At 49.0% G+C, this 12,096-nt stretch carries 9 protein-coding genes; 1 reads left to right on the top strand and 8 read right to left on the bottom strand.

The genetic code is table 11. The annotated features are described in order from the left end of the window. Positions 1-42: 42 nt before the first annotated feature. The 7 genes from HYN51_RS00390 to gmk all read right to left on the bottom strand — a co-directional run bounded on the left by HYN51_RS00390 (position 43) and on the right by gmk (position 9,443). Positions 43-1,818, bottom strand: a complete 1,776-nt coding sequence (locus tag HYN51_RS00390; RefSeq protein ID WP_108901038.1) for an AsmA family protein — start codon at positions 1,816-1,818, stop codon at positions 43-45. 168 nt (positions 1,819-1,986) lie between these two features. Further along, positions 1,987-3,396 carry a uracil-xanthine permease family protein gene (locus HYN51_RS00395; protein ID WP_108901039.1) on the bottom strand — a complete coding sequence of 470 codons (1,410 nt, stop codon included), beginning with the start codon at positions 3,394-3,396 and terminating at the stop codon, positions 1,987-1,989. 170 nt (positions 3,397-3,566) lie between these two features. Continuing rightward, on the bottom strand, positions 3,567-5,648 hold the full coding sequence (gene recG / locus HYN51_RS00400; RefSeq protein WP_108901040.1) for an ATP-dependent DNA helicase RecG: 2,082 nt from the start codon (positions 5,646-5,648) through the stop codon (positions 3,567-3,569). A gap of 1 nt (position 5,649) precedes the next feature. Continuing rightward, complete coding sequence (gene trmH, locus HYN51_RS00405) at positions 5,650-6,357, bottom strand: tRNA (guanosine(18)-2'-O)-methyltransferase TrmH (protein WP_108901041.1); 708 nt, start codon at positions 6,355-6,357, stop codon at positions 5,650-5,652. 5 nt (positions 6,358-6,362) lie between these two features. Next, positions 6,363-8,474 (bottom strand): bifunctional GTP diphosphokinase/guanosine-3',5'-bis pyrophosphate 3'-pyrophosphohydrolase, encoded by a 2,112-nt coding sequence (spoT, locus tag HYN51_RS00410; protein WP_108901042.1) that lies wholly within the window; start codon positions 8,472-8,474, stop codon positions 6,363-6,365. Positions 8,475-8,489: 15 nt separating this feature from the next. Beyond that, positions 8,490-8,765: a DNA-directed RNA polymerase subunit omega gene (gene rpoZ, locus HYN51_RS00415; RefSeq protein WP_108901043.1), complete on the bottom strand. Its 276-nt coding sequence runs from the start codon at positions 8,763-8,765 to the stop codon at positions 8,490-8,492. 54 nt (positions 8,766-8,819) lie between these two features. Next, on the bottom strand, positions 8,820-9,443 hold the full coding sequence (gmk, locus tag HYN51_RS00420) for a guanylate kinase (RefSeq protein ID WP_108901044.1): 624 nt from the start codon (positions 9,441-9,443) through the stop codon (positions 8,820-8,822). 284 nt (positions 9,444-9,727) lie between these two features. On the opposite strand from gmk, the gene ligB reads away from it, so the two are divergent. Further along, positions 9,728-11,434 carry an NAD-dependent DNA ligase LigB gene (gene ligB / locus HYN51_RS00425; RefSeq protein ID WP_108901045.1) on the top strand — a complete coding sequence of 569 codons (1,707 nt, stop codon included), beginning with the start codon at positions 9,728-9,730 and terminating at the stop codon, positions 11,432-11,434. Here ligB and HYN51_RS00430 read toward each other — a convergent pair. Then, positions 11,431-11,958 carry a GNAT family N-acetyltransferase gene (locus HYN51_RS00430; RefSeq protein WP_230513997.1) on the bottom strand — a complete coding sequence of 176 codons (528 nt, stop codon included), beginning with the start codon at positions 11,956-11,958 and terminating at the stop codon, positions 11,431-11,433. The two genes, ligB and HYN51_RS00430, sit on opposite strands and share 4 nt — an antisense overlap. Between the last annotated feature and the right edge of the window lie 138 nt (positions 11,959-12,096).

Consider the following 12,096-nt stretch of genomic DNA (forward strand, 5'->3'; position numbering starts at 1 on the left):
TCAACAACTGAATTCCAGCGCTTTTGTAAAAAGGGCAAAAAATTACCCGAACGGCGACGCTTCCGGCGCGTTCTGTTCTGGCGCTACCGGCGGCTCAGTAACCGGTGCTGGTGTTATAGCTGGTTCCTCAGGAACATCCTTCTGTCCCGCTGGATACTGGGTGAGCTGCTGTCCAGTATCACTGGTTATTTTCAGGCTGCCTTTTAGCTCGGGTTTTCCGCTCTGGTTATCAATCAAATTGCCATTTAGCTGTAGCGCAATAGTGCCGTTGCCCTGTAGTGGAATGGTTTGCCATCCCCAGCTTTGCAGAATATCAACCGGTACGGAACGACCATTAAGCGTCAGGTTAAGCGATCTTTTCGGTTTCTGGTTTAGCGTGGCACTCGCCTCGATTAACCCTTCCTTAGTGAAAGCGCTTACGTCACTGATAGTAATGGTTTCTGGCGTCGCATTAAGGTTGAAGGATGGGTGGCGCAGGTCAATTTTATTCAATGTCGCATCGGAGGCGTTAAAACTTAATGTGCCTCCCCATAGTCCAACCTGACGGTTCTTCACCAGATACAGATCGCTACCATTACTGTCGATAGAGGTGAACTGGAATGGGAAGTCAGGGGTAATATCAATCAGAATATTGCGGTTTGCTGCCAGCTTGGTGACGTGCAACTCTTGCAACCATTCAGGTTGAAGCTGCTTTAACTGAGACAGCCACTCTTTAGGTAAGGTATAAAGCAATGCCGTGAATGCCACTTCATCCAGCGTAAGGGTTTGGGTGTCCCGCTGCCAGTTACCGGTAGCCCGCACTAAGCCATCCTGCCAGCGGCTACTGAACTGTTTGATGATGACGCTGTTATTCTCCAAATCTAAGCTAAGTACTGGGCTAACCAGATGATTGTCGTTATAAACCATATCATAAGCGTTCATTAGAACGCTGCCGGATGTAGCCTGCCAGCGACCTTTAATAAACGCCACGTCTTTCATCGACAGTGTGAAATCACTGAATGCCCATTCCGGCCCCTGAATATTAGTATTAATCAGATCCAAACGGTTCAACGTAATATCGGTGTTACTGATGCGTTGACCAAGCTGGTCCAGCAATTGATCCAGCGCTAGATGGCTTTGATATTTCACTTCGCTAAGGCGCAAATTCTCTATTTGCCATTTGCCGTCTGCGGTACGTTGACCATTGCCGGTGAGCTGTCCATTGGCTAGGTCTGCGCCCACATTGTTAAAGATAATCTGACGGTCTTTAACTTCGCCCTGAATCAGCGCTTTATGGGTATCAATACCGTTGACCACCAGCTTATTGGCACTGAATTCAAAGCGATTATCCTTCTCTGGCAGAAAGCTATTGGTCAATGTCCAGGGAATAATGCCGCCGTTTACCTTCTCCCCTTGTAGGGTGAGATCCGGGCCTTCTACATTTAACGTCATATTTCGTAGCTGGAAGCGGTCACTGCCTGGAGCCAGTTCGATGGTATTTTTGGCCGATAAATTAAGGGTGCCATCCTCTAATTCCAGCGCGGAAAAATACATTGGCGTTTGCCAAAATGAAGAGGTCAGTTCCAGCGTGACTTTTTTTGCTTTTAGCAGTGGCGACTGCTTTTGCTGGCTGAATTCAACGTCATTTAGCACCAGTTGATAGGGGGAGGTAATACTGTAATCCAGATGATCCAGCGAGAGTTGGTAAGGCGTATTGTCGGTCACCCACTGGCTCACCCATCTGGCTGCGTAAGAGGTCTGGGCAATAAAATAGACAGCAATTGCCAGCACCAGAATCAGGGCCAGTAGTGTATACAGTGATTTCCGAATAAATCTCATGGTCTGGATCCATATGACAAAGTTAAGCGAGGTCTCTTTATGCCGTATTTACTCTACAATCTCAATGAAAATAGTGAGAAATATGGGTTAAGACATATTATGAATCATGCGGCTAAATAAGCAAAAAGCTCACCGCAGAGGTGAGCTTAGCACAACACAGACTGTCGGTTATTTCTCGTTAGGAAACACCAGATTCAGCACAATCGCAGTGATACCACCCGCAGCGATACCGGAAGAGAGCAGCGTTTTCAGCCACTCAGGTGCAAATTGTAGGATCTGCGGCTGCTGAGAAACACCAAGACCAACAGCCAGAGAAAGCGCCATAATCATAACCGCTCGGCGGTTCAGCGTTTCGCGGGAAACAATACGTACCCCTGAAGCAGCAATGGTGCCAAACATCACAATGGTGGCTCCGCCTAAAACCGGCTCTGGAATACTCAGTACAAAGCTACTGACAATGGGGAACAGGCCTAACAGCACCAGCATCAGGGAAACCACATAACCCACATAGCGGCTGGCAACGCCAGTCAACTGAATAACGCCGTTATTCTGACCAAAACAGGAATTAGGAAAGGTATTAAACACCGCGGACAGCATAGAGTTCAGACCATTAGCCAGCACACCGCCCTTTAGGCGCTTCATATATACAGGTCCTGCCACCGGTTGCTCTGAAACGTCAGAGGTTGCGGTAATATCGCCAATGGTTTCCAGCGAAGTGATCATAAACACTAGCATCAGAGGAATGAGCAGCGTCCAGTCAATGCCAAGACCATAGTAAAGTGGGGTTGGCACCATAATCGTGTCATTTTCTACACTGACGCGTTCTGGCAACATACCCATAGACCAAGCCAACAGATAGCCAATCGCCATCGCAATCACTAGCGAAGAAACACGCAGATAGGGGTTCCGCTGGCGGTTAAGTAAAATAATTGTGGCTAATACCACGCCAGCTAACAGCAAGTTGCTGGGGGAGCCGAAAGTATTATTGGTTTCTGACATAGCACTGTAGCCACCACCGATAGAGATCAGGCCTACCTGAATCAGCGACAGACCAATAATCATCACCACAATACCGGAAACCAGTGGTGTAATGACACGTTGAGCCAAATGAAGAATCCGCGACAGGAAAATCTCGGTGCAAGAGGCAAGCATCAGAGTACCAAACAGCGTCGCCATCATGGTCGGTACATCGGCACCGCCATTTTTCAATGCAGTTCCGCCCATAATTAATGGGGCAACGAAGTTAAAGCTGGTGCCCTGAATGGACAATAGACCTGATCCCACCGGTCCCCAAGTGCGAATTTGCAATAAAGACGCCAAACCCGAAGCAAACAGTGACATGCTAATAATGTGCTGAGTATCTTTTGCGGGTAAGCCAAGGGCCTGACAAATCAACATCGCCGGTGTAATAACGGCAACGAACATCGCCAGCAAGTGCTGAAGTGCGGCAAACAGCGTTTGCGGCAATGGTGGGCAATCTTCAAGATGATAAATCAGTTCACTATTGGCAGCCGGTGCTGGCGTACTGATATTTTCGATATTACTGACAGCGTCGTGTGCGGGATGTAGGCTGGTCATGATAAAAGTGAAGAACCTCTGAAGCTGCAAAGTGCGCATTTTAATGATTTTGAAAATTATAGCAACCGTTTGCGCTATCGTTTGCCTGAAATTATTTAATCGTGCGTATACCTGACTGTGCGGTGCAGATTTGCTGACGTTTGGTTAGCGATGGTTTGTCTGATGGATAATCAGGCGTGAGTGTATCTTGAACTTTCTGGTAGCCAGCGCTCAATCAGTGCCTGAGCGTGCTGTGGGTGTTTCTGATGGATATAGCGTGCGGTGCGCTGTACTTCTGGGATCATGCTTTGATCTCGCATCAGGTCAGCCACTTTAAACTCGGTGATACCGGTCTGGCGGGTGCCTAATAGCTCGCCAGGACCGCGGATCTCTAAGTCTTTTTGGGCAATAACGAACCCATCATTGCTGTCGCGCAACACCTGAAGACGCTTCTGAGCAGTTTTACTGAGCGGGGCTTTATACAACAGTACGCAATGAGAGGCGACGGCACCACGGCCAACGCGACCTCGCAGTTGGTGAAGCTGGGCTAAACCTAAACGTTCAGGGTTTTCAACGATCATCAGGCTGGCGTTTGGTACATCAACTCCAACTTCAATAACCGTGGTGGCAACCAGCAGTTGAACTTCACCGCGTTTGAAGGCGTCCATCATATCCTGCTTTTCTTGCGCTTTCATACGGCCATGAACTAGACCAATATTCAGCTCCGGCAGTGCTATTTTTAGCTCTTCCGTTGTCGCTTCTGCGGCCTGAGCCTCCAGCACTTCGGATTCTTCAATTAGTGTACAAACCCAGTAAGCCTGACGGCCTTCCTGCTTACAGGCATCCCTCACTCGGCTGATAATATCTTCTCGTCGGGAGTCAGGAATGGCGACGGTGGTGACTGGTGTACGACCCGGTGGTAGTTCATCAATGACTGAAGTATCCATATCGGCATAGGCCGTCATTGCCAGCGTGCGGGGAATAGGGGTAGCGGTCATGACAAGCTGATGAGGGTGAAACCCTTGTTCCTCACCTTTCTCCCACAGAGCCAGCCGTTGATGTACGCCAAAGCGGTGTTGCTCATCAATAATCACCAGTGCCAGACTGGAGAATTTCACCTGTTCTTGGAAAATTGCGTGCGTACCGACAACCATGGATACGTCACCGGCAGCGATGGCAGTCATCTGCTGTTGACGAGCCCTACCCTTTTGCTTACCGGCCAACCAGCCCACGTTAATACCCAGCGGTTCAAACCACTGGCGGAAATTATTGGCATGTTGCTCTGCCAGCAATTCGGTTGGTGCCATCAGGGCAACCTGCTTGCCGTTTTCAATGGCAATCAGCGCAGCCAGTGCGGCAACCAGCGTTTTACCTGAACCGACATCGCCTTGTACCAGACGCATCATTGGCACCGGTTTTGCCATATCCTGTTCAATATCAGTGACTACTCGGCTTTGAGCACCGGTAGGTTTAAACGGCAGGGAAGCCAGCATTTTTGATTTTAAGCTGCCATTGTTGGTTAGTGGCCAAGCGCTATAGCTTTGGGCTCCAGCTCGTGCGGCCAACATACTCAAATTATGCGCCAGTAGTTCTTCCATAATCAGACGGCGCTGGGCAGGGTGGCGCCCTTGCTCCAGATCGGTAAGCTGAGTGTCTGGTGGTGGACGATGCAGTACGCTTAACGCATCCGGCAGGCTCATCAGATTACCACTCAGTTCCGAAGGAAGCAGTTCGCTGATAGCGCAGGTTTCCAGCAGCTTCAGTGCCTGATCCGTCAGCTTACGCAACGTTGCCTGACGTACACCTTCGGTGGTGGAGTAGACTGGTGTTAGCGTCTCTTCCAGTTGAATCGCGCCGAAATCGCCTTGAATGCTATACTCCGGGTGGATTATCTCAGCGTTATGGCTACCGCGTTTCACCTCGCCATAGGCTTTTACCCGTTTGCCGGCAGACAGGCTATTTTTCATCGCCGCATTAAAGTTAAAGAATCGCAGGGTTAGCACGCCCGTGCCATCGGTAATTTGGCAGGTTAGCATCCGGCGGCGACCAAAGGCGATATCGCTACGGATCACTTCCCCTTCTACGGTAACGTGTAAACCGGGAAGTAAGTCACCGATAGGATAGAGTTTGGTGCGATCTTCATAGCGAAGAGGAAGATGGAACAGCAGATCTTGAATGGTAAACAGACCAATTTTGGCCAGTTTTGCAGCCTGACTGGCACCAACCCCCGAAAGGGTATTCAGCGGTACAGCATCCAACAGGCGGCCTTTCATATCAGGCCTCTTGGGCTTTAGGTTTCAACGCTTGCATAGCGGTCCACCAGGCTTCATCGGCAACGATTTCACCATTGTCATCAATATGCGGGCGAGGCAGGTTTTTACGTTTGGCAACGTTAGCCAACACCGGGTAACCACCTTCAAACAGGAAACGCTGCTGTTCATGATAGCTTAGCGGACTGCCTTCTCGTTGATACATACCGGCCGCTTGGCGTTGACGTTGCGCTTCATACAAAATCAGCGCGGAGGCGACAGAAACGTTCAGCGACTGAACCATACCGATCATCGGAATAATAATATCGCTATCGGCGAGTGCCAGCGCTTCGGCGGTAATGCCGGTTTTTTCCTGACCCAACAGAATACAGGTTGGCAGGGTATAGTCGATTTCGCGGAAGTCCACCGCCTTTTCTGACAGATTAGTGGCCAGAATCTGCATCCCTTGTTGCTTCAGATGGCTGACGGCGGAATGAATATCGCGATGGGTTTTGACTTGTACCCAACTGTTGCTGCCAGCGGCGCTGGCAACCTGAGTTTTCATTCGCTCATGGGGCCAGACGGCGTGGACTTCATGCACACCAACGGCATCCGCAGTGCGGATAATGGCGGAGACATTATGAGGTTTGTGTACTTGCTCAAGACAGACGGTTAAATCAATCTGCCTGGTAGCAAGCATATGGCGGATCCGGGCGTAACGTTCGGGCGACATAGCAATTAATTTCGGTTGCGGGTGACTTTAATCACATCCGGCATGATGCGAATTTTACGCATTATATTTGCCAGATGAACGCGGTTGTGAGTGGTTAAACGAATGTAAGCGATATAAACTCGACCATCCTTTTCTTCCGTATTCAGGCTTTGAATATTGGATTTTGCCGAGTTAATTTCAGCGGTCAGATTGGCCAGTACGCCTTGATGATTAAACATCTCGACTTTGATCTCAGCAATAAACTCTTGCTCATTATCTTCTGCCCACTCCACCGCCATGAATTTTTCTGGTTCTTTCTGGTAACCGCGAATGTTACGGCAAGATTCATGGTGAATGACCAAGCCTTTACCCGGACTGACGTGGGCGATTATCGGATCACCCGGAATTGGGCGACAACATTTGGCAAAGGTCAGCAGGATACCGTCCGCGCCGCGAATGGCTAGCTTGCGGCCATTAACTGCCGGTTCATCATCGCTGTTTGAACCATCATTCAGCAGATTTTTGGCGATCATGACGCTCATCACGTTGCCTAAGCCCACTTCGGCCAGTAGATCGTCAAGGGTTGCCAGTTTCAGGCGCTTTAGTTCTCGGCTCAGGTTCTTCGGATCGATATCGGTCACTTTCCGCCCCTGACCCAGCGCATGGTTCAGCAATCTGCGCCCCAGCCCGATAGAGTCATCGCGCTTCAGGTTTTTTAGCATTTGACGGATTTTGGTGCGTGCCTTAGAGCTGACGACAAAATTTAGCCAGGCTGCATTTGGGCGCGCGCCCGGTGCAGTAATAATTTCGACGGTTTGACCGTTATGCAGCTCTTGCGACAGAGGATAAGGTTGGCGATCGACGCGAGCGCCAACGCAGGCATGGCCGATATCGGTATGTACCGCATAAGCGAAGTCGACGGGCGTCGCTCCCGCCTGAAGTTCTACAATGCGGCCTTTTGGCGTAAACACGTAGATTTCATCCGGGAACAAATCGGACTTCACGCTTTCGATAAATTCAAATGAGCTACCGGCGCTTTGTTGTAGCTCTAGCAGGCTTTGCATCCAGCGCTGAGCGCGGATTTGTGCAGCAGTGCCAGACTCACCTTGCTCTTTATATGCCCAGTGAGCCGCCACCCCCATTTCTGCCATTTGGTCCATGTCTTCAGTGCGAATTTGCACTTCAACCGGCACACCGTGTGGCCCAATCAGGGAGGTGTGTAGTGATTGGTAACCGTTGGCTTTTGGAATAGCGATATAGTCTTTTACTCTGCCTGCGCGTGGTTTATACAGGCTGTGAGCCTGACCCAGTGCTCTATAGCAGGTATCGACTTCATTGACGATAATACGAAACGCGTAGATATCCATAATCGAGTGAAAACGCTGCTCTTTATGGTGCATTTTCCGATAGATGGAATAGAGGTGTTTTTCCCGACCGCTAACGCGACAGGGAATACCTGCCTCTTTCAGACGACCATCGATTTCCGACAGAATCTTTTGAATCATCTCCTTACGGTTACCGCGAGCGGCTTTCACCACCTCTTTGAGTACACGATAACGGTTAGGGTAGAGTGCTTCAAAACCAAGCTCTTCCAGCTCGATTTTTAAGTGATGAATCCCGAGACGATGGGCCAGAGGGCTATAGATCTCGAGCGTTTCACGGGCAATGCGCCGGCGCTTGTCTGGACGCAGAGAACCAAGGGTACGCATATTATGGGTACGGTCGGCCAGTTTGATCAAAATGACGCGGATGTCTTGTACCATCGCCATGATCATTTTGCGAAAGTTTTCTGCCTGGGCTTCTTTCTTGTCGCGAAACTTCAGCTTATCCAGTTTGGATACGCCATCCACCAGTTCAGCAACGCTTTTTCCAAAGCGTTGCTCCACGTCCTGATAAGTCACGGACGTGTCTTCGATAACATCGTGTAGCAGCGCAGCTATCAGCGTTTCGTAATCCAGCCGCATGCCAACCAGAATACAGGCCACAGCAACAGGATGAGTGATGTAAGGTTCACCACTGGAACGTGATTGCCCTTCATGGGCATCGCGAGCAACAACGTATGCCTGTTTGAGGCACTCAATTTGCTCATCCGGCAAGTATTGTTTAGCCAGTATGTTAAGGCTTTCAAACAGGTACAAAATAGGTAGCCCTGATTAACGACGGCCTTCAGCAATCGCGGTGACAGCGTGCATTTCTGCGGCATCTTGCTCTTGCTGTTCTTGACGAGCGTGAGAATCCAGAATCTGAGCATTGATCAGACCTTCTTCGATTTCACGCAGTGCGATAACGGTATATTTGTCGTTTTCTTCTGGAACCAGAGAGTCTTTACCCTGAGTCTGAAGTTGACGAGCCCGACGAGCCGCGACCAAAACTAGGTCAAAGCGGTTACCAATTTTTTCAACAGCGTCTTGTACGGTTACGCGTGCCATAAGTGTGTAGCTCCACAGATAAAGAAAGGACTGGGCATAATACTGAAACCTGCTTCAGTCTGCCAATAATTTGCTGATTAATGCTTCATTTCGCATTTTTTGGCGGTCTAAACGCAAACGTTCAGTACGAATGATTGCTTTTAAGTCGTGTAATGCCAAATCAAAGTCATCATTAACGATCAGATAATCATATTCATCATAGTGAGAAATTTCTTGTACTGCTTTATTCATGCGGTTAGCAATAATTTCATCACTATCTTGTCCACGCCCCTGAAGGCGACGAACTAATTCATCTTTCGATGGTGGTAAGATAAAAATGCTGCGGCTTTGCGGCATTTTTTCCCGAATCTGGCGTGCTCCTTGCCAGTCAATATCGAGAAAAACGTCAATTCCCTGAGAGAGAACGCGTTCAATCATTGGTCGGGATGTACCGTAATAGTTACCAAAAACTTCGGCGTACTCTAAAAAAGCCTCTTCTGCGATTAAACGTTGAAACTCATCAACAGAGACGTAATAGTAGTGCTCACCTTCCGCTTCACTAGGGCGTTTATCTCTGGTGGTATGAGAGATAGACACTTGCATATCGTAAGTCGGTTGTGTTTTTAACAGTGCCTGAATAAGGCTGGATTTTCCTGCACCGCTGGGTGCCGAAATAATATAAAGCGTACCTTTAGCCATTATGATGTCTGTTTGCTGTTGTTGAATTATCAGAAAAGAAGAGTGCAAAATCCTTGTTAGTATACACCCCTGCCGTCTGGCTTACATCCTTGTCACACCATAACGGATCAATTTTATTTATTGTTGGGCTGATTCAATGTATTTCGAGCCTTCTCACAAAATAATTATCCGTTGCAGCAAAAATAAATCCTTTTCTCGCGTCTGCTTCCAGAGTGCGCGTTTTGCGCTGTTTTTGACTTCCGTTTCCCATTGAAATAAGGCCTCTTGCATAAAGGGAGAACGAGATGCTTTTTCTTATCAAACTGGTAGTGGGTTGGCTGTTGCTCTATCTGAGTGGCGGTGTAGCCTGGGGGCAAAATTTAGCAGAATGCCCAAAATGGAATAAGGCTCAGGCAGTACGTGAAATTAAAGCATTAGATGCTGAATTACAGCGATGGGATGAGTCGTACTATTTTCAGGGGGTCTCATTGGTTGATGATGATATTTATGACCAGCTATTGTATCAACGACGTCAGTGGGCCAACTGTTTTCCTGAGTTCGTTGCAGAGAAAAGTGTATTTGGTGAAGAGCGTAAAAACTTGCCTCTGCTCCATCCCATCGTACAAACCGGGCTGATAAAATTGGATGACAAGCAGGCGGTTATGGGCTGGATGCAATCTCGCTCCAACCTATGGATACAGCCAAAAATTGATGGCGTCGCGGTTACGCTGGTGTATCAAAATGGTCATTTGGTGTCTGCCATTAGTCGGGGGGATGGTATTAAAGGGGAAGACTGGACCGCCCACGCCCTGAATATCAACGGCATTCCCCGCCGGATTAGCACGGATCTATCTCGAGTCGTGGTGCAAGGCGAGTTGTTCTGGTATCTGGAAAATCATATTCAACATCGCGATGGTGGCTTGAATGCCAGAGCCAAAGTGGCTGGAGCGATGATGGCAAACGCGTTGTCGGCACAGGCGGTGGCGAATATTGTTTTTTGGGCTTGGGACTGGCCAGAGGGGCCGGAGGATATGACATTCCGTCTGCAACAGCTAAAAAGAATGGGGTTTGAGTATGGTCCAGACGATACCCATCCGGTGGCGAATGTTGATGAGGTGCAAAGTTGGTATCAATACTGGTTTGATAATCCTTTGCCGTTTGCCCGGGATGGCGTGGTGATTCGGCAGGGGACACGTCCATCCGGTGCCAACTGGCGTGCTCAACCGCCTCTTTGGGCCGCTGCATGGAAATACCCGACAGAAAAGGTGATTGCCGAGGTTCAGGCCATCCATTTCAACACTGGGCGCACTGGCCGAATTTCAGCGGTGGTGCAGCTAAAGCCGGTCAGAATTGATGACAAAACGGTACGCCGAATCTCTTTGGGATCGATAGCCCGCTGGAAAGCCTGGAATATCGTTCCCGGCGATCGAGTCGCAGTGACATTAGCAGGTCAGGGGATCCCGAAACTGACAGAGGTTGTGTGGCGCGTAGCCGAGAGAACGATGCCCGAGATTCCGGATAAAGCGCAGCATCATCCTTTAAGCTGTTGGAATGCTGAAGGGGAATGTGAGCCGCAGTTTTTAGCCCGACTAGTTTGGCTTGGCGGCAAAAAAGGGCTAAATCTGAAAGGGATAAGCCAGAAAACGTGGCAACGATTATTGATTGCCGGAAAGGTCACGGATTTAGCATCGTGGCTCTGGTTGTCAGAAGCCGATCTTCTGACACTATCAGGTTTTGGTAAGATAAGTTCTCAACGAATGTTACAGCAGATTGCTTTTGCCCGTCAGCGAGATGCAGCCCAGTGGCTGGCAGGGCTGGGGATGACGTTTATCTCTCCAGAAATGATGAGAAAAGTCGGTTGGGATAACTTATTGAGCTGGACAGAAGTCGACTGGCAGCAGCATGGCGGATTGGGAGATAAAGGTGCTAAGCGGGCGGTAGAATTTGTTCACTATCCGCCGTTGTTGGCTTTGATTGAGAGGCTTAAAGCTGCTGGCGTTCAGGGATTTTAGCGTAAGGTATCATTGATGAGGTTATTAACTTCTTGATGCATGTAGCAGGCATTTTCGCCATAAGCGACAAGCTTTTCGCTGAGTTGCGGAGTTTGATCAACGGGTAGATAGCCCTGACTGCGCCAGTAGCTATTTGCTTGAGCCAGAGATACTAGGCTGGTGTGTTGAAAGCCTTGCTCTAGAGCATTTCCCTTCGCGGAGGTAAACAGTGTCTTACCCACTCCCAACCCCTGAGCCTCCGGAGAAATAGCGCAGTCATGCACAAACCAACTGTCGGCTTCCACAGGCAAGCTATTGAGCATGCCATCAAGGGATGGTGGAAAAGTCCGGATCCACGGATAAGAAACTAGATAGCCCAATAAGCGGTTTGGCATGGCGGCAACCCAGCAGGTTTCTGCGGACAGTTCTAGACGATTTTCAAAAAACTCGGGACTTTCCAGAATATCGGATGGATAGACTGAGGCCTGAATATCAAGAATGGCGTCCAAATCAGACGGATTCATACTGCGAATATGGTAAAACACGAAAAAGCCTTTATAAATTAATTTGATGGGTAATTGCGCAGGCCAGTATACCTGATTATGGCGGCAGTTTGGACTGGGTGAGCAACATTTCTCTTTTTTAATAACCATAAAGCGAAACCAAATGATTTCGCTTTATGG

It is taken from the genome of Limnobaculum parvum, from assembly GCF_003096015.2.
Lineage (GTDB): Bacteria > Pseudomonadota > Gammaproteobacteria > Enterobacterales > Enterobacteriaceae > Limnobaculum > Limnobaculum parvum.